The following is a 17,563-nucleotide window of genomic DNA, read 5'->3' on the forward strand; positions in this document are numbered from 1 at the left end:
GTCCGGACGGGCGGCTGGATTCTCCGCCGCACGGCCTCACCCCTTTCCTCGCGTTCTACGCGCTGACGATCCACGGATGCCAAAAGCTTTCCAGAGCAGCGCAAGCTCCACCAGACGTTGCCCATCATCGCCCGCCCAGCAGGCGATCCAGTTCCGCCGTGAACAGCACAGCGGGATCGAAGCCCATTCCCGCGAAGTGACCAGCCAGTTCCAGCGACAGCACGCCGTGCAACGCCGTCCAGAAGCTCAGCGCCAAGTGCACCACCGCGGGCGAGGCGGGATGCCCTCCCATCCACTGGCGGTGGTGCCGGAGATGCTCGGTGAACACCGTGTCCGTGTCCACCTCCAGCGCCGTGCAGGCGTCGAGCAGGGCCGCCATGATCTCCGAGGCAGCCGCTGTCACATCGTCGGGCGCGCGATATCCGGGCACTGGCGTGCCGTAGACGAGCAGGTAGCGGTGGGGGTCCTCCAGCGCCCAGTCGCGTAGCACGTGGGCGAGTGCGTGCAGGTCGGCACCCGCGGTCACGGCCCGGCGAAACGCTTCGGCCAGGTTTCGGAAGGCGTCGCGGATGAGATCGGTGATGAGTTCGTCGCGATTGGTGAAGTACCGGTAGAGCGCCGGGCCGCTCATGGCCATCCGCTTGGCGATCGCGTTGACCGACAGCGCCGACGCTCCGGCCGTGGCGATCTGTTCCCACGCCAGTCGTTTGGCTTCTTCGCGCACCTGTTCGCGGTACTGCTCGCGAGGTGGTTTGCGGGTTTCCGCCATGTTCAGCCACCTTCCTCATCTCCCACACCTGACCGTTAGAGGCTATCACTTTGGTGAGGTCTTCTAACAAAAATCGTCCCGCCCCCTTGACGGGACCACTCGCCTCCCGCATGGTGTTAGAGGTTCTAACAAACACGAGTAGCTCTAACAACCCGCACCGGAGGTCGTCGTGACGATCGAATCCACCCGCGCTCACCGCTCCACCCGACTGGTGATCCCCGCGGTGATCACCGCCCTCGCCCTCGCGGCCACCGCCACCCAAGCCGCGCCCGCCGCCACCGCCCACCGGTCGGAGGCCGACTCCGACCAGCGGACCGCCGCCCACGACCCGAGGTCGATGTTCACCACCTGGGTCGCGGTGTGGAACGGCGACACCGCCAAGGCGTCAGGCATCATCTCGCCCGACTTCCAGGTCCACGCCGCACTGCTCGACGGCACCGACGGCAGTTCCATCCGCGGCGTCGAGGGCTTGGTGGGCCTGGTCGACCAGATCAGGTCGGTGTTCACCGACCTGCGGTTCGACCTGGAGGTCGGCCCGCTGGTCGACGGCCGCCACGTGTCCGCGCGCTGGATCGCCACCGGCACCTACGCGGGCGGCTTCCCCGGAGCCAAGGCGGCGCCCGGCACCGTGATCACCTACGCCGGCACCGACACCCTGCGCGTGGAGCACGGCAAGTTCGTCGAGTACTGGTTCAACGCCGACACCCTGAGCCTGCTGCGGCAACTCCAGGCCATCTGAGAAACGGCCGGCCCCCTCACGTCCCTCGGCCGATCCCACCAGGTCGACCGCCGACCAATCTCGAGAGGAACCCCACCATGACACGACGAACCGACGTTCCCGCCGCCACCGGCGAGCCCACATCCCCGGCGGACCGGATCGGACGCGGACTGCTCGCCCTCTGCGGGATCGCCACCCTCGGCGCGTTCGCGAACGGGATCTCCATCATGACCACCGTGGCACCCGAACGCCTGATGTCGGAAGCCTGGCGGACGTTCGCCTACCTCGTGTTCGTCGGCCTGTTCGCCATGCTCGTCGTAGCACCGCGCACCCAGCGCGGCGCGTGGGAACTCGTGTTCGCCCACAAGATCGCGATCACGGTGTTCGCCATCGCGGCGGGCGACACACCCGACGCGAAATCGACCTGGCCGATCGACCTCGCCCTAGTACTGGCGACCGCGGCGGCCTACATGCTGTGCCGCGGCTGGTACGGGTGGCGGTCCCCCGCTCTCGCACCGGCAACCGGTTCCCTCTTCGCCCGCTCGACCGGGTGACACGGCCTTTGCGGCCGGAGAAGCACTTCAGCGCCCTGATACCGGGCGAGTGGATCGACTTGGGAGTCCGAACGCGTTTCCGGCGCGTGTCATATCCGTTCCCAGCGTCAGGATCCCGCTGACGAGGCGGTTCGGACCTGGGCCAGTTCGTGACGGATGCCGTTGAGGATCAGCCGAAGGCCGTAGGCGAACCGCTCGGCGGGGTCGGCGTCGAAAGCCGTGGCGGCAACCTGGTCCTCCAGGTCGTTGAAAGCGTCCATCTTCCCGGTCCAGGTGCCCCGCGCGGCCAGGTCGGCACGTGATTGTTCCTCGATGGTATGACCCAGGACGTAGTGGCTGACGGCGGTGGTGGCCCAGCCCGCCTGCTCCGGTGGGAGTCCTGCCGACCGGAGGATCTCGACGGCGGTGTTGCCGAACTGGACCGTGTTGGGCTCGGCCGAGTACGCGCCCGCCACCACCCTGGCGCCGTCGCGATGGGACAGGAGCGCTTGACGCAGCCGACCGGCGAGCACTGTTCCCCGCTCGTCCCAGGAACCGTCGGGCAGGTCGACGCTGACCTCTTCGAGGATGCGGTCGGCCATGGCGTCGAGCAGGGCTCGCTTGTCGGGGTAGTGCCGGTACAACGCGCTGGCACGTACACCCAGGGCGGCGCCGAGTTTGCGCGTCGTGAACCCGTCGAGACCTTCGGCCTCGAGGAGCGCGAGCGCTCCGTCCAGGACGTTGGCCTTGCGCAACAGCATTCGCCCGTCCCTCCGTTGACATCGGGTTGATCCTACCAATAATGTGACCATCGTTCACCGTGAACGGTGTTCACATTCTTCGGAACGATGGGACAGCGATGAGCGTGGTGCTGGACCGGTCCGTGCGCCGGGCCACGGTCCGAGCCGTGATCACGGCGACCCACCGGGCGTGCTCCAGGCAATCCGTGCCGGATGGCGCGACTGCAACGTCTGCAACTACGACCCGCAATGCGCACTCGACCTGCGGGTCGTCACCTTCGGGCACGACGGTCCGGGCGCACGCCGGGCGGCCGAGATCAAGCCCGACCGCGAAGTGGCGATCACCGAACCGGAGGGGCGGCTCATCTCCCGCAGCACTGCGCCCTACCACCTGCTCGTCGACGAGGAGACCGCGTCCGTCACGCTGGGCGCGATCGCCCGCTCGGTGCCCGAGAGCGAGCGGATCCTCGGCGTCGTCGAGGTGGACACCCCGGCGGGCCGGCCCGCGCTGCCGCGCTCGACGAGCTGAGTTGGCTTACCGCAAAGGGGCCAGCGCGCGATCGTCGCCGGCGCTGCCGGCCGCTCTACGCGCGCTGCCACTACCGGTCGAGCCCGGTATCGCCCACGTGGCAGGCGAAGCCCGCACGTACCAGCAGGTCCGGGTTCATCTGCTCCACGACTGCACCTGGCCCCGCAAGAACGTTCTCCTCCAGGCGTTCTGGACCGCTCCCCGCTGACCCCGAGTTCCCCCACACCCGACGAAGGAGCTTTTCCATGCGCGTGCTCGTCACCGGTGGCGGACCCACCGGACTGACCCTGGCGATCGACCTCGCCCGACGCGGGGTGCAAGTGCGGGTCATCGACAAGGCCACCGCGTTCTTCCACGGCTCACGAGGCGATTCGATCCAGCCCCGCACACTGGAGGTCTTCGACGACCTCGGCGTACTGGACGCCGTCCTGGACACCGGCTCGCTGCCGCCCGCGTTCCGCGTGCACCTCGACGGCCACTTCGCGCAGGAGCGGCGCATGTCCGAGGTGCACCCGCCCAGGCCGGACCGGCCCCACCCCAACGCATGGATGCTCGGCCAGTCCCAGATCGAGGGAATCCTCCGGAACCGGTTGCTCGAGTGGGGCGTGCAGGTCGAACTCGCGACCGAACTGGTCGAACTCGACCAGGACGAGAACGGGGTGACCGCGACGTTCTCCACCGGAGAGATCGCCCGGTTCGACCACCTCGTCGGGGCCGACGGCGGGGCCAGCTTCGTGCGCAAAGCGCTCGGCGTGGCCTTCCCCGGCACGACCGACGAGTCCTTCCGGATGATGATCGGTGACGTCACCGCCCCCGACCTCGACCGGGCGTCGAGCTACTGGTTCGCCGCGGCGGACAACCCCGTGGTGGGCGTGGCGATGACTCCCCTACCGGGCACCACGATGTTCCAGTTCAACACGCGACTCGACGAAGGCGGTGACGCTTCCCTCCCGTCGATGCAAGCGGCGTTGGACCGGTTCTCGGCAGGAGTCCGACTGACCGGCCACCAGTGGTCGACGGTGTGGCGACCGAACATCAGGCTCGCCGAGCGGTACCGGGTGGGACGGGTCTTCCTCGCGGGCGACGCCGCGCACGTGCACCCGCCCACCGGTGGACAGGGCATGAACACCGGCGTGCAGGACGCCTACAACCTGGGCTGGAAACTCGCCTCGTCAACAGCGCTCGACAGCTACGAGACCGAACGCCGGGCCGTCGCCGCGCGGGCGCTCGACGTCACCTCCGACCTGCTCAACCGGTACGCCGAAGGACGAGAGGACGCGCACGAGCGCGGTGAGGACCACTTCGGCTTCACCATCACCTACCGCGCACCGGACGCCACCGGTGCCCTGGTCACGGGTGACCGCGCTCCGGACGCACCGGTCCTGGACGCCAACGGCAAACGCGTCACACTGTTCGACCTCTTCCGCGGCCCGCACTTCACCAGCCTCACCTTCGGTGCACCCGTCCAGGAGGACGAACACGCCTTCGCCGTGCTACGTCCCGGCGACGAGCCACGAGGCGGTACCCGGCACGTCGTGGACACCGACGGTCACGCGTTCACGGCGTACTCGGCGTCCCCCGGCGAACGCTTCCTGATCCGGCCGGACGGCCACCTGGGCTGATCCATCCCATTGCAGGCGAGAGGATGGCGTTGGCCCAGTGGTCGAATCCCGCGTCACCAGCCACCGAATGCCTGCCGCGAAGCACCTCGACATCGAAGTTCGCGGTTCGCGCCGGATCAAGGTGATGTCGATGATCAGTTGTCCGTGCCGTCGCGGCCCAGAATCTCGACTTCCTCGATCTCACCACCGCGCAATCGCAGACAGACCTGGCGGCGCACCGACATGGGGCACCTCACGGGCGAGAAGGCTGGATTAATGCTCCGATCAGGTGAACCGGGCCGGAATCGGTCAAGTCGGTGGTTCCGGGTGCCGACAACATGAGTAGCGCCGGAACCCTCCCCACAGGGCCCGGCGCTTTGTCGTGCCACGACTTGGTGCTCTCGCTGCTTGTAACCGGTCCACCGCCCGATACAGGCGGTGACGAAGTTGAGGGACGTGATGGAGGAACACGACACGACGAGCGACGGCGCGGACGCGGTGTTCAGGTGTCCACCACTCGCGCTGGGACTGGCCGCGGCGACCGAACACCGTGGTGGCCGTGATCAACGTGGTGAAGTGGGTGTGGTGGGCGGGGGCGGCCTTCGCACTGCTGGCTCTGCTGCCGGCCGGGGCCTGGCCAACCCCAGATGGAGAACGCAGCACGCGGAGCGGCCACGAACGGACGCAACAGATCCAACTCGTCGTCGGTGAGGTGGAGCCCGCAGCACGGCCGTGACGATCACACCGGGCGCAGGCAGGCCCGGAACGCAGGTGCGGATGATCGCCGTGGCGTGGCCGATGAACACCGCCACGCGAACCTGGTGCTCCGGAATGAACTGCACCCCGGTACGGGTTTGAACGTCGGCGACGGTGGCCAACGGGACAAGGGTGGACAGGGACGTTCCACCCCCGATGTACTGCGTCCAGGTGACCGATGTCGGTCCTTGGATCAGTGGCAATGTCAAGCAATGCCCAAGTCGCCGGCCTGCGGCCATGAGCGGGGTCACACTGGGGTGGTGAGGTCGGGGGTGACCGCAACGAGGGGATGACGACTATGCCGTTATGGGCTTATGCCGTGGTGTTCTGTGTCGTGTTGGTGGGAATCGGGTACGTCGTGGACCGGCGGTCTCGTGCCATTCGGGCGGGGTTGGTGGTTCCTGCGGACAGTCAAGGTCGACACAGTGCCGATGGTGCGGCCCGTGCCCGGTTGGGGCCCGGCGGCGCGAGCCGTCTCGGTGACATCGGTGGCGGTGCCGGGTACACCGGCCTCGGCGGTGGAGTCGGCTAGCCGGTCGTGTCCTTTCCGGACTTACGGAGACCGCCGTCGACGATCGATCTCGGGCCGCGCGCATGCCTCAACGCCGCAGGTAGTCCGCGGAGGGCGTCGATGGTGGCCTTGTCGGTCACCATCGTGTCTCCTTCGTCAGCCGGTATCGAGGTCTCGACCCTGGCCACGAGCGCGGTCAGCGGCGTGGCACCGGGCCGGTGCTCGGCCAACCCGAGCAGGAACGCCGGTACGCGAGGACGTCCACGATCCTGCGCAGGGTCTCGACATCGCGCAGCGGCGGCCGTCCGGTCTCCATCCACGAGAGCGCCGAGATCGAATACCCGGTGCTGTTGCGGGCGAACGCGGTGACCGGCGCCTTCGCGGTCGTGCACGGCGTTCGCAGCGTTCCGGTCGAGCACTCCAGCGGAAAGACACAGCACCACAGAATCAACCGCGACGGGGACCGTGCGACAAACAGTGCACTGTGGACAATTGCCGGCAACAGACTGATTCATGATTCCCGAACACGTAACCATGCCGCACGCCGCACCACCACCGGCTCCAGCCGCAAGGAGATCATCCGGCTGCTCAAACGCTACATCGCCCGGGATTGGGATCAGGCGGTGATCGACTCCTCGCATGCAAGGGCGGCGCGTGGTGGCCCAAAGCGGCCCGCGCCCGGTCGACCGCGCCCGACCGGGCTCCAAGCACCACATCCTGACCGAGGGCGGCGACATCCCGCTCGCGGTGCTGCTGACAGGTGGCAACCGCAACGACGTCATCGCGTTGGAACCGCTGCTGGACGCGGTGCCGAACATGCGTGGCAGACGCGGACAGCCCACAATCGTCTACGCCGACCGGGCCTACGACCACGACAAGTACCGCAGACGCTTGCGCGCCAGGGGAATCGGCACTCGGATCGCCCGCCGAGGCGAACCCCACGGCTCAGGCCTGGATGTCATCAGGTGGGTGGTGGAGCGCACGATCGCCTGGTAACACGGCCGGGTCAAGGCAAGCCCGGCCGCACCACTCCGCGTTCGTAGGCCAGTACGACCGCCTGCACGCGGTCGCGGCAGCCAAGCTTCGCCAGCAGGTTGCCGACATGGGTCTTGACCGTCGATGGGCTGACCATCAACTCGGCGGCGATCTCGACGTTGGACAGCCCACGGGTCACCAGCAGCCACGTCTCCCGCTCCCGCGCGGTGAGATCCGGCAGCGGACCGGTGGCGCGGGGCCAGCCCACGCGGGCGAACTCGACGATCAGCCGCCGCATCGCACCAGGCGCCACCAGCCCCTCGCCCGCCGCTACCACCCGCACCGCGGTGACCAGCTCCTCGGGCTCGACGTCCTTGAGCATGAACCCGCTCGCGCCCGACCGCAGCGCGGCGAACACGTACTGGTCGAGGTCGAACGTGGTCACCACCAGCACCGTCAGCGGATCGACGACGGCTGGCCCCGCCAGCCGAGCGGTGGCGGTGATCCCGTCCACCCGCGGCATCCGCACGTCCATGAGCACCACGTCCGGGCGGCAGCGGCGAGCCACCGACACCGCGTCGGCGCCGTCCGCCGCCTCGCCGACCACCTGGATGTCCGGCTCGGATTCCAAGATCGTGCGGAACCCCGCCCGCACCACGGCTTGGTCGTCGACCACGACCACCCGGATCATCACCGCTCCCTCGTCCTCGGAAACCGGGCCTCCACCAACCAGCCGCCGCCGGAGGTGGGGCCGACGGCGAGCACCCCACCGGTGAGCCGCACCCGTTCGCCCATGCCGAGCACGCCGTGGCCGCTCCGCGGCTCGGTTCCGTGCCGCCCCGGACCGTTGCGCACCAGGACCTCCAGTTCCGCGGGGAGGTAGTCGACCACCACCTCGACCGGGGCGCCGCCCGCGTGCTGCCGGGCGTTGGTCAGCGCTTCCTGCACCAGCCGGTAGGCGGCCAGGTCGGTGGCCGCGTCGAGCGCCCGGTCGTCGCCGTGCACGGCCAGTGAGACGTCCATGCCCGTGTCGACGGCGGCCGCCACCAGGTCCGGCACGCCGGACAGCGCAGGCGCGGATCCATCCTCTGGGGCCCGCATGACGCCGACCAGTCCGCGCAGCGCGGTGAGCGTCCGGCGGCCCTGCGCGCGGATGGCGAGCATCACCTCCCGCGCGGCCGCCGGATCTCGCTCGACCAGCCGGTCGGCCGCGCCCGCCTGCACGACGATCGCGGACAGGTCATGCGCGGCGATGTCGTGCAGTTCTCGTGCGATCCGGGCGCGCTCCTCGGCCGCCGCGGCCTCGGCCCGCAGTTCGCGCTCCACCTCCAGGTGCCGCACCCTGGCGGCCAGCTCGGCTGTGTAGGCGCGGTTGGCGCGCACGTAGAGGCCGATCAGACCGGGGATGGCGAAGGTGGCGACGGACGCCTGCACAAGGTCGAGGAGATCCGTGCCGTCGTTGGCCCAGAACGTGACCACGGAGGTGACGTTGGCACCCAGCCCGGCCGACAACGCGCCGCCCGCCGCGTGCCCGGCGGCACAACCGGCGAGCGCGAGTACCGCGGACCGGCGAGGCAGGAGCGTGGCGACGGTGTAGGCGCAGACCAGCACCCCGATACCGGTGGGCAGGAGCGCGGCGGGCAGCGCGGTCGCGGCCAGCACGACTGCGGTCGCCAGCGCGAGTGCGGTCCGGGGGGCCTTGCGGCGCAGGGCGAGGATGGAGATGTCCGCGGTGGACGCGGCCGTCGCGCAGGCGATCACCCATCCGGCTTGCGGGAACACCCCGTCGTTGAGCAGCAGCGCCAACGGCAACCGCAACAGGCCGAGCACAGCCAGCGCTACTGCCACGATGGTGTCCCGTCGGGTCGCCGTGCGCCCGCCCAGCCGGGCCAGTGCCGCCCGCCACGATCGCGTCACCTCGTCGCCGTCCCTTCAAGCGGTGGTTTCGCGGCACAACGGGATCCGCCGCCAGTAGGTGATCGTGCGCCACAACCATTCCATCGGACCATAGTCGAACCGGTGCAGCCACCAGCGGCTCCACAACGCCTGCATGGCGAGGATTCCGGCGCCGAGCAGAGCCGCGGTGGTCCACTCGGCCGAACCGCGCAGCCCCACCGCCGAACCCAGCACCACGAACAGCACCGTGGCGGTGAGGTAGTTCGTCAGCGCCATCCGACCCAGTGGCGCGAACACCTGTGCCAGGACCGGTCCCACAGGGGTGCGCAGCGCCACCAGGAACACGGCGGCGTAAGCGCCCGCGCCGAACATCGAGTACAGCAGACCGAACCAGCGACCGGCCAGCTCGCCCTGCACACCGACTGCGACCAGGTACGCCAGGACGGCGAGCAGCACCAGCACGACCGCCGCGACCGCGACCCCCTTGACCCGGTGCTCCAGGGACTCGGCGAACCCTGCCTGCGCCAGGGCGAAGCCGAGTGCGAACAACCCGGGCAGCACCCCGAATCCGCCGACCCCGATCAGCACGCCGCCCACCGTGAGCACCGATCCCACCGCGAGGCTCACCCGCGCTGGGGCGTAGCTCAGGGGCAGCAGCACCACCAGGCCGGTCACCGCGAACGGGAGCAGCACCTCACCCGGCTGGAGCAGGTGGTGCAGCGCGCCGAACACGGACAGCGCCAGCAGCCTGCGCACCACCGGCACCCTCGGCGAAGCCGAACGGCGGACCGCCGACCGCAGGAACAGCCCGAAGCCCAGTCCGAACAGGAGGTAGAAGATCGGGTAGAACTTGCCGAAGACGAGCAGTCGCAGGCCTTCCGGTACGGAGGCCAGGGTCGCGGCCATGCCCATGGTCTGCGGAATGTTGACGAAGATGATGCCGCACAACGCGAATCCGCGCAGTGCGTCCAGCGCCTCGACGCGGACTCGGGTCGGTGCAGGTTCTGTGGTCGCCGCCATGCCCAAGATGGTCGCCGACCGCACGCCCCTGACACCTCCCCCTGGATGCCCGATTCGATCTCATCCTCAGGTACCGGTGCGGTGGGCACGAACTTGTCGGCGGTGGGCCGAACCGAGGCTCGCTGCTGGTGATGCGTCGATGGTCGACGATCAGTGGTGGGCATCGGGACCGGCGCTACCACTTCTCCTGACCAGCGGGTCGCGACCTCGTTCACAGCGCCGCGGACCCGATCAAGCCACTACCGCCGGAAACCCCGTCTCCTCGAGGAGTTCGGTGGCGCGCTGGTGGATCGCCAGTTCGGTCTCCAACTCGGCGATCCGACGCCGGGCCGAGGCCAGTCCAACCGGCTGTGAGCAGGTCGAGGACCTTGCCGAGGAACTCCGGCGGGTAACTCCTGGGCACGCGGACTTCTCCTGAAGATCATCAGCATGAAGTCCGGCAACTCGACTCCGCAAAACCCAGGGCACATCAGGATTGGGATGGAATATCGGTGTCGACACCAACGCATGGGATTGTTCCACCCATATCCCGCAACCATTCAGCGCAACCGGCGCGACTTCACTATGCCGTTTGCAGTATTCAGCTCCAGTCTGGTTACCATTTCGTTGCACATCATCTTTTCTTCACCGATTCAGCATGGTTCCGAGGATCCGCCGGTAGGCATATGTTGTGCACCACAACATTCTCCCCGGCCTTCGAACAGTGCAGTCCGAAAGGATGACGGATGCGTAGTGGAAGCCTCGCCCTCATTGCTGCGTGCACCGGCCTCGCCTTGGCCGTGACAGCGTGCAGCGCCGACGGTCCGGTCGACGGCAACAGTCCGACCGCCAGCCCGGCAGTCGGCACGAAGGTCGGTGTGATCCTCCCGGAGACCACCTCCTCCCCCCGCTGGGAAGGTTTCGACAAGCCCCTGCTCGCGGCCGCGCTCAAGGCCGAAGGTCTGGACGCGGACATCCAGAACGCCCAAGGCGACAACCAGAAGTTCAGCACCCTGGCGGACGGAATGATCAACGACGGCGTCAAGGTCCTGATCATCGCTTCGACCGATTCCTCGGTGGGTGCCGCGGTGGCCTCCAAGGCCAACGCACAGGGCATCCCGGTCATCGATTACGACCGCCTCAACCTGGGCGGTTCGTCGGAGTACTACGTCTCCTTCGACAACGTGAAAGTCGGCGAACTCCAGGGCACGGCCCTGTCCGCCGCGCTGAAGGACAAGAAGGGAGCGGAGGTCATCCAGATCGAGGGTGCCCCGACCGACAACAACGCCACGCAATTCACCGAGGGCCAGGAGGAGGTCCTCGAACCGCTCTACGCCTCCGGTGACCTGAAGCTGGTCCAGTCCCAGCCGATCGAGAAGTGGGACCCGGTCATCGGTGGCACCGTCTTCGAGCAGATCCTGACCCGCAACGCCCAGAAGGTGGACGGCGTCATCGCCGCGAACGACACCCTCGCGGGCGCGGTCATCACCGTGCTCAAGAAGTTCGGGCTGAACGGCAAGGTGCCGGTCACCGGCCAGGACGCCACTCCGGAAGGCCTCCAGGCCGTACTCCGCGGCGACCAGTACATGACCGTCTTCAAGCCGGTCAAGGAAGAGGCCGCGACGACCGCGAAGCTGGCCGCTCTCCTGGTCAAGGGCGACACCGCGGGCGCCGACAGGATCGCCACCGCCGTCAGCAAGGACACCACGGGCAACCGCGACGTCAAATCGGTCCTTCTCGACGCCCAGCTGATCACCAAGGACAAGGTCAAGACCGTCGTCGACGCGCAAGCCGTCACAGCCTCCGAGGTCTGCGTTCCGGAACTCGCCGCGATCTGCACAGAACTCGGCATCAAGTAACGGGCCACGCCCACCGTGACCGACGTGGTGGCGCAGGGCGCTCGTGTGCGGGACCGCGGCCCCAGCTTTGCAATCGCCAGCTTCCTGGAACAGCACCCCTGTCGGGACGGCCTTCCACGAGCACCTGTTCGGGGCCCCGGCGTTGCCGGCCACGGTGTTCGGATCACGGACAGTCGCCGGTTGAGGCGTTGGGCAGCACACCGGGGCCCCGTTGCATCAGTCGATGCGAACGCGCATGACCAGCGACCGGTCGACTGCACCGATCACCACGGCGGAAGGCGCTCACCCATCCCGCATATGGGCAAAGCGGTGACAGGTTGTCGTTCCGCCGATACGACACCGGAGGCTCTGTCGACACCACGGTCAGCCCGTTGTCAACAACACAGATCACCGGCTCGATCTTCGGGCGAATTGGTACGTCCGTGCGACGGGGCTATCTTCCCCATCTTTCCCCACACGCAGATCAGGGACCTCAGCCAGCGCAGCACCTGGCCGCCTGAGCAGATCGTGAACGCGAGCGACATCGCCAGCCGCGCGTCGATCGACCTGCCCTGAACCCTCACCGCTCGAAGCGATCGCCTCGATGCATGACCCCACCAAGCCGACCCGATCGAGTCACCCGCCTTTCGGCCGGCGCCGGACCGAGGCTGGACCGGTGACCTGCGGAAAGCGCCGACCGCCCGGCGGAGATGTACGCGGAACCGAACATGGACCTGAGCCGACCAGTGCGGACGGGGATTCGGATGGGGGCACTTTCGGGCCTTGGGTGATCACAGGGTCTGTCCGGCCTCGTCCTCGAAGCAGATCCACGCCTTGTCCACCGCGGCTAACGTTTCCCGCTGGCCACACCTCCCGCCGCCAGGTGCTGACGGCGTCCTCGTCGCGTTCGACCACCCGGTGCGTGGGGATCTGCGGGGGAACCCTTGCGATGCAACAGGTACGACACTCCGCGCAGGGTGTAGCGGGTGTGGAACATCCGGGCGATCAGGTCGGAGACCCGTGCCAGGGTCCAGCGTTGGTCCTCGGCGAAGCCGTGCGCGGCGGGTCCTTGCTCCAGCGCTTGGGCCAACCGGTCCAGGCGGGTGTCGTCCAGGCGACAGGACGGACCGCGTGTGCGGTGAACGGGCGGCGGACTACTTGGTCGCCATGGCACCGCCGGCCCGGCGGGCGGCGGGGACCTGGCGAGTCGAGCCCGTCGCGAACGCCATCACGGCGAGGAAGGCGAGTGCGGCCCACAGGTAGCTGTTGCCGACCAGGTGCTGCCACCACGACCACTGGAGTTCACGGTTGCCGGTCGCGGGCAGCAGGGAGTGCGGTCCGATGCCGAAGACGACGACGAGCGCGCCCGTGGTGGCGACGCGGAGGAGTCCGCGCAGGATTGCGAGTGCGAGGACCACACCGGGGGCCGCCCACACCCAGTGGTGGGACCAGGAGACCGGGGACAGCAGCAGCGCCGCGGTGGTGACGACGAGCATCGCCAGTGCGTCCTGTCCCATGGCGAACGCGTTGCGCGCGCCCCGTACCACCAGGAAGATCACGAGGAGCACCACCGAGCCCCACAAGAGCAGCTCCACGCGCTCGTCCACGCCGAACCGGCTCAGGAGACCGCGCGCGGACTGGTTGGACGCGAGGGAGAGCCCGCCGACGCGGGACGTGTCGTGGATGGTGTGCAGCCAGTACTGGACGCTGTCCGCGGGAGCGGCCGAGTACCCGATGAGTCCGAAGACGACGAACGAGACCGCCGCCGTGGCCGCGGCGCGCCGATCGCGACGCACCAGGAAGTACAGCAGCAGGACCAGCGGGGTCAGCTTGATGGCGGCGGCCAGGCCGACCAGTGCGCCCCGCGACCACCGTGGACGGACGACGAGGCAATCGGCGACGACGAGGGCCAGCAGGACCAGGTTGACCTGTCCGAAGTCGAACGTGGACCGCACGGGTTCCAGCAGCAGGCAGGAGGCGCCGGCCACCCCGAGCCCGACGGGCGACGCGGCCGGTGCGGGGAGCGCGCTCCACGCGACCAGGAGGCACGCCCAGGTCAGCGCGGCGATGCCCGCCGCGGTCCACAGCAGCACGGCGAGCGTCCACGGCACGGTGGTGAGCAGGCTGAACAGCACCGCGGCCAGCGGCGGATAGGTGAAGGGGAGCGGCGGACCGCTCAGCGGCGCGGGGAAATCGGGCGCGTAGAGCCGGACCCCTTCCAGCCAAGCCTGGCCGCCGACCCGGTAGACCTGGAGGTCCACCGGCCCGGTCCCATGGCTGAAGACGGCGAGGCACAGCGCGACCGTGGCGGCGGCTCCCCAGCCCGCCGTGACGAGGTGCCTGCTGTGCCCGACAGCCCGCGACAGGCACGTTCCGCGCCCGACCGGCGGTTCTTGCGAGTCGGTCATCGAGCGGGCACGGGCGTGACGGCGCCGGGCCGGGCGCCGCGACGGGCCACGACCCGACGGCCGACGGCGATCATCGGCAGCTCGACCACGCGGTGCAGGACGTGCGCCATCACCAGCGCCACAGCCAGCACGACGAGCGGGTGCGCGTCACCGAACGACCCGACCAGCGCGACGGCGCCCCCGGCGATGCCCTGCACCAGGTACAGCGAGTAGGACCGGTCGCCGACGAACCGCATCGGCCTGGTGGACAGCATCCGGGCCACCGGCCCCGCGGAGATCGCCGCGGGCAGCAGGACCGCGCACGCCAGGGCGTACACCGGGGTGACCGCCATCGACGCGGGGACACCGAACCAGTCGCCGAGCACCGGGGCGATCGTCCTCACGGACAGGTGGAAGGCCACGAACGCCACGGCGACGGCGACGGACGCCACGGGGCCGGTCAGCGGCCGCAGGACCGCGTGGCCGCGGGGGTGGTGCAGGACCAGCGCGACCAGGCAGCCCACCAGGATGGAGAAGTAGCCGAGCGTCCAGTTCGGCGACGACTGGTCGAGGGTGAGTGGCACCAGCGCCAGCGCCGCGACGGCACCCGCCGCCGCGACGCCGAACCGGCGGAACGTCGACGCGGAGCCGACGAACGCGAGCAGCGGCCAGCACAGGTAGAACTTCTGCTCGGTGCCCAACGTCCACGAGTGGCCGTACGGGTTGTTCTGCGTGAACTCGTTGAACAACGTCAGCTGCAGGGGCAGCGCCGCACCGAGCCCGCTGCTGCGGAACGTTCCGGCGAGCAGGCAGCCGACCACGATCGCGGCCAGCACGAGGAAGTACACCGGCAGGATCCGGAACGCCCGGCGCAGGTAGAAGTCGACCAGCGCGACGCGGCCGGCGCGGTCGTGCTCGCGCAGCAGCAGAGTGGTGATCAGGAAGCCGGACAGCACGAAGAACAGGTGCACACCGATCCACCCCTGCAAGATGTCCGGCCCCTCGAAGTGGAAGAGCACGACCAAGCTCGCCGCGATCGCCCGCAGCCCGTCGAGGCCGGGGAACCTGCGCTGCGCCAGGTAGTCGGCGTGGGTTGGTGTCGTCATGCCGGGAAGTGTCGAGGGGACGCTTCCCGATCTTGTCAGGGTCATGTCCGGATTTCGCTACAGAACCGGGAAGGCAGGGGAACCGAAGCCACCGCTCGCCCATACTCCAGCTGTGGCTCGTGTTCTGCTGATCGAGGACGATCAAGCCGTCCGGAACGCCCTGGAGTTCGCGCTGCGCCGGCAAGGGCACCACCTGTCCACGGCGGAGAGCGGAGAAGACGGATTAGTGCTGCTGCGGGAGGTGGTGCCGGACATCGTCGTGCTCGACGTGATGCTGCCGGGGATCGACGGGTTCGAGGTGTGCAGGCGGGTGCGGGCGATGGGTGAGGTGCCCGTCGTGATGCTCACCGCCCGCGGCGACGACTTCGACGTCGTCGGCGGGTTGGAGGCGGGAGCGGACGACTACGTCGTCAAACCGGTGGAGCCGAGGGTGCTCGACGCACGGCTGCGGGCCGTGCTGCGGCGCACCGAACGGGACAGCGCACGCAGCACCGACGTGTTCGGTGACCTGGTGATCGATCGGGCCGCGCTGACCGTGCACAAGGCGGGTCGGCCGGTGGGCTTGACGCCGACCGAGTTGCGGCTGCTGCTGGAGCTGTCCCGTTCGCCGGGCCAGGTCCTGTCCCGTGAGCAGCTGCTGCGGTCGGTGTGGGAGCACGACTACCTGGGCGACTCGCGGTTGGTCAACGCGTGCGTGCAGCGGTTGCGGACGAAGGTGGAGGACGTGCCGTCCGCACCGGTGTTCGTGCGGACCGTGCGCGGCTTCGGCTACCGGTTCGGGCCGCTGTGAAGGTGTTCCGGTTCGGGCTGCGCACCCGGTTGCTGATCGCGTTCGCGCTGGTGTCGGCGTTCACCGGAGCGGCCGTGGCCGCCGGGTCCTACCTGCAGTTGCGCGACCTCGTCCTCACGGCGGCCCAGGACAAGATGGTGTCGCGGTTCCGCACGGACATCGAGCGGGAGGTCGTGCTGGACCATTCGCCCTCGCACGCCGAGCTCGCGGAGTTGGCGGACCGGCTCAAGGCGGTGGTGGTCTTCGCGGACGACCACGCGGACGGCAACGGGATCACCTTCCAGGACGTGCCGTCGCACCTGCTGGGCGAGGTGCGTCTCCTGCGGAAGACGATGGTGCAGCGCGTCGTGGACGACGACGGTCACGCGTACGCGTTCGTGGGAGCGACGCTGGGCCAAGGCCACGGGGCCGATCCCGGCGTGCAGTTCTACCGGCGGCACGACTTCGAAGACCAGCGGGACGTGATCGCCCGGTTCCCCAACGCCGCGCTGCTGCTCGTGCTGGTATCGCTGCTGCCCGCGTTCGCGCTCGCGCTGATCGCGGCCCGAGGGGTGCTGCGGCCGGTGCGGGCGCTGCGGGCGGGCGTGCGCCGAGTCGCCGACGGCGAACTCGACACCCGGCTGACCGCAAGTGGCACCGACGAGCTGGCCGACCTGGTCCGCACGTTCAACACCATGGCCGCGGAGCTGGAGCGCACCGTCGAGGAGCTGCGGCGGATGGACGAGAGGTCGCGGCGGTTCGTGGCGGACGTGTCGCACGAGCTGCGCACACCGCTGACGGCGATGACCGCCGTCGTCGACGCGCTGGATGAAGAGCCGCTCACCGGGGACACCTCGATAGCGGCCGGGATGGTCAGCACCGAGACGCGGAAGCTGAGGACGCTGGTGGAGGACCTGATCGAGATCTCCCGGTTCGACGCCGGGGTGGCGGCACTGCGGACCGAGCCGGTCGACCTCCCGACGCTCGTGGCGGCGACCCTGGCCGCGCGCGGCTGGACCGACCTGGTCGAGGTGGACCTGCCCGTCGAACTGGTGTGCCAGGTGGACAGACGGCGGATCGACGTGGTGCTGGCGAACCTGGTGAGCAACGCCTTCAGGCACGGTGCCACACCCGTCACCGTCGAGCTGCGCTCGACAGCGGACGAGGTCGTCGTGGTGGTTGCCGACTCCGGACCCGGACTCCCCGAAGACGTGTCGCCGCACGTGTTCGAGCGGTTCTACAAGGCCGACTCCGCCCGCGGTCGTTCGGACGGCAGCGGGCTCGGGCTGGCCATCGCGTGGGAGAACGTCCGCCTGCACGGCGGTTCGATGGAGACGGGGAACGTGCCTGACTCGGGCGCCCGGTTCACCGTGCGCTTGCCGCGGGACCGGCCGTGAGGCGGCGACTGGTGGTGGTGTTGGTCGGGTGGTTGGCGG

Annotated in this window: 17 protein-coding genes and 2 pseudogenes; 11 read left to right on the plus strand and 8 right to left on the minus strand. The window is 69.1% G+C overall.

Going from position 1 to position 17,563, the window contains the following annotated elements:
- Positions 1 to 124: 124 nt before the first annotated feature.
- Positions 125 to 769, minus strand: a complete 645-nt coding sequence (locus RM788_RS05275) for a TetR/AcrR family transcriptional regulator (RefSeq protein ID WP_315930367.1) — start codon at positions 767 to 769, stop codon at positions 125 to 127.
- Positions 770 to 938: 169 nt separating this feature from the next.
- On the opposite strand from RM788_RS05275, the gene RM788_RS05280 reads away from it, so the two are divergent.
- The gene (locus tag RM788_RS05280) at positions 939 to 1,508 is read left to right on the plus strand and encodes an ester cyclase (RefSeq protein WP_315930368.1); all 570 of its coding nucleotides are present in this window, start codon (positions 939 to 941) and stop codon (positions 1,506 to 1,508) included.
- A gap of 77 nt (positions 1,509 to 1,585) precedes the next feature.
- Positions 1,586 to 2,041: a hypothetical protein gene (locus RM788_RS05285; protein WP_315930369.1), complete on the plus strand. Its 456-nt coding sequence runs from the start codon at positions 1,586 to 1,588 to the stop codon at positions 2,039 to 2,041.
- 107 nt (positions 2,042 to 2,148) lie between these two features.
- Here the strand turns inward: RM788_RS05285 and RM788_RS05290 are convergent, their stop codons facing one another.
- On the minus strand, positions 2,149 to 2,781 hold the full coding sequence (locus RM788_RS05290) for a TetR/AcrR family transcriptional regulator C-terminal domain-containing protein (protein WP_315930370.1): 633 nt from the start codon (positions 2,779 to 2,781) through the stop codon (positions 2,149 to 2,151).
- A 169-nt stretch (positions 2,782 to 2,950) separates the two neighbouring features.
- Between RM788_RS05290 and RM788_RS05295 the strand changes: the two genes are divergently transcribed.
- The 6 genes and pseudogenes from RM788_RS05295 to RM788_RS05310 form a co-directional block, all read left to right on the plus strand.
- Positions 2,951 to 3,289, plus strand: a complete 339-nt coding sequence (locus RM788_RS05295; protein ID WP_315930371.1) for a ferredoxin reductase domain-containing protein — start codon at positions 2,951 to 2,953, stop codon at positions 3,287 to 3,289.
- Position 3,290: 1 nt separating this feature from the next.
- Positions 3,291 to 3,497, plus strand: coding sequence for an SIP domain-containing protein (locus tag RM788_RS52885; protein WP_399343104.1), 207 nt, complete (start codon positions 3,291 to 3,293; stop codon positions 3,495 to 3,497).
- Between the two features lie 37 nt (positions 3,498 to 3,534).
- Positions 3,535 to 4,911, plus strand: coding sequence for an FAD-dependent monooxygenase (locus RM788_RS05300; RefSeq protein ID WP_315930372.1), 1,377 nt, complete (start codon positions 3,535 to 3,537; stop codon positions 4,909 to 4,911).
- A gap of 538 nt (positions 4,912 to 5,449) precedes the next feature.
- Positions 5,450 to 5,626, plus strand: coding sequence for a hypothetical protein (locus RM788_RS05305; protein WP_315930373.1), 177 nt, complete (start codon positions 5,450 to 5,452; stop codon positions 5,624 to 5,626).
- Between the two features lie 917 nt (positions 5,627 to 6,543).
- Positions 6,544 to 6,678, plus strand: a pseudogene (locus RM788_RS52890) (transposase); the annotation flags it as partial.
- Between the two features lie 87 nt (positions 6,679 to 6,765).
- A pseudogene (locus RM788_RS05310) lies at positions 6,766 to 7,150 on the plus strand (transposase); the annotation flags it as partial.
- A 13-nt stretch (positions 7,151 to 7,163) separates the two neighbouring features.
- Here the strand turns inward: RM788_RS05310 and RM788_RS05315 are convergent.
- The 3 genes from RM788_RS05315 to RM788_RS05325 are packed head-to-tail and all read right to left on the minus strand — an operon-like array spanning position 7,164 to position 10,048.
- A complete protein-coding gene (locus RM788_RS05315) occupies positions 7,164 to 7,823 on the minus strand; it encodes a response regulator (protein WP_315930374.1) in 660 nt (219 codons plus the stop codon).
- Positions 7,823 to 9,049 (minus strand): sensor histidine kinase, encoded by a 1,227-nt coding sequence (locus tag RM788_RS05320; RefSeq protein ID WP_315930375.1) that lies wholly within the window; start codon positions 9,047 to 9,049, stop codon positions 7,823 to 7,825. Before RM788_RS05320 ends, RM788_RS05315 begins: the two co-directional genes overlap by 1 nt.
- Before the next feature lie 15 nt (positions 9,050 to 9,064).
- Positions 9,065 to 10,048, minus strand: a complete 984-nt coding sequence (locus RM788_RS05325) for a DUF418 domain-containing protein (RefSeq protein ID WP_315930376.1) — start codon at positions 10,046 to 10,048, stop codon at positions 9,065 to 9,067.
- A 725-nt stretch (positions 10,049 to 10,773) separates the two neighbouring features.
- Between RM788_RS05325 and RM788_RS05330 the strand changes: the two genes are divergently transcribed.
- Positions 10,774 to 11,886: a sugar ABC transporter substrate-binding protein gene (locus RM788_RS05330; protein ID WP_315930377.1), complete on the plus strand. Its 1,113-nt coding sequence runs from the start codon at positions 10,774 to 10,776 to the stop codon at positions 11,884 to 11,886.
- An 826-nt stretch (positions 11,887 to 12,712) separates the two neighbouring features.
- Here the strand turns inward: RM788_RS05330 and RM788_RS52895 are convergent.
- Genes RM788_RS52895 through RM788_RS05340 form a run of 3 tightly spaced genes read right to left on the minus strand, consistent with a single transcriptional unit; the run spans position 12,713 to position 15,358 of the window.
- On the minus strand, positions 12,713 to 13,039 hold the full coding sequence (locus RM788_RS52895; protein ID WP_399343108.1) for a helix-turn-helix domain-containing protein: 327 nt from the start codon (positions 13,037 to 13,039) through the stop codon (positions 12,713 to 12,715).
- On the minus strand, positions 13,020 to 14,273 hold the full coding sequence (locus RM788_RS05335; protein ID WP_315930378.1) for a glycosyltransferase 87 family protein: 1,254 nt from the start codon (positions 14,271 to 14,273) through the stop codon (positions 13,020 to 13,022). The genes RM788_RS52895 and RM788_RS05335 overlap by 20 nt, the downstream gene beginning before the upstream one ends.
- Positions 14,270 to 15,358, minus strand: coding sequence for an acyltransferase family protein (locus tag RM788_RS05340; RefSeq protein WP_315930379.1), 1,089 nt, complete (start codon positions 15,356 to 15,358; stop codon positions 14,270 to 14,272). Before RM788_RS05340 ends, RM788_RS05335 begins: the two co-directional genes overlap by 4 nt.
- A gap of 112 nt (positions 15,359 to 15,470) precedes the next feature.
- On the opposite strand from RM788_RS05340, the gene RM788_RS05345 reads away from it, so the two are divergent.
- Entirely contained in the window at positions 15,471 to 16,148 is a 678-nt protein-coding gene (locus RM788_RS05345; RefSeq protein WP_315930380.1) for a response regulator, read from the plus strand.
- A complete protein-coding gene (locus tag RM788_RS05350) occupies positions 16,145 to 17,524 on the plus strand; it encodes an ATP-binding protein (protein WP_315930381.1) in 1,380 nt (459 codons plus the stop codon). The genes RM788_RS05345 and RM788_RS05350 overlap by 4 nt, the downstream gene beginning before the upstream one ends.
- Positions 17,525 to 17,563 lie beyond the last annotated feature (39 nt).

The sequence above is a fragment of the Umezawaea sp. Da 62-37 genome (genome assembly GCF_032460545.1).
Classification (GTDB): domain Bacteria; phylum Actinomycetota; class Actinomycetes; order Mycobacteriales; family Pseudonocardiaceae; genus Umezawaea.

What these genes read in the sequence shown, in the direction of transcription:
- RM788_RS05275 (WP_315930367.1), bottom strand. Translation starts at nt 769, where the DNA reads ATGGCGGAAACCCGCAAACCACCTCGCGAGCAGTACCGCGAACAGGTG.
- RM788_RS05285 (WP_315930369.1), top strand. Translation starts at nt 1,586, where the DNA reads ATGACACGACGAACCGACGTTCCCGCCGCCACCGGCGAGCCCACATCC.
- RM788_RS05290 (WP_315930370.1), bottom strand. Translation starts at nt 2,781, where the DNA reads ATGCTGTTGCGCAAGGCCAACGTCCTGGACGGAGCGCTCGCGCTCCTC.
- RM788_RS05300 (WP_315930372.1), top strand. Translation starts at nt 3,535, where the DNA reads ATGCGCGTGCTCGTCACCGGTGGCGGACCCACCGGACTGACCCTGGCG.
- RM788_RS05315 (WP_315930374.1), bottom strand. Translation starts at nt 7,823, where the DNA reads ATGATCCGGGTGGTCGTGGTCGACGACCAAGCCGTGGTGCGGGCGGGG.
- RM788_RS05325 (WP_315930376.1), bottom strand. Translation starts at nt 10,048, where the DNA reads ATGGCGGCGACCACAGAACCTGCACCGACCCGAGTCCGCGTCGAGGCG.
- RM788_RS05330 (WP_315930377.1), top strand. Translation starts at nt 10,774, where the DNA reads ATGCGTAGTGGAAGCCTCGCCCTCATTGCTGCGTGCACCGGCCTCGCC.
- RM788_RS05335 (WP_315930378.1), bottom strand. Translation starts at nt 14,273, where the DNA reads ATGACCGACTCGCAAGAACCGCCGGTCGGGCGCGGAACGTGCCTGTCG.
- RM788_RS05340 (WP_315930379.1), bottom strand. Translation starts at nt 15,358, where the DNA reads ATGACGACACCAACCCACGCCGACTACCTGGCGCAGCGCAGGTTCCCC.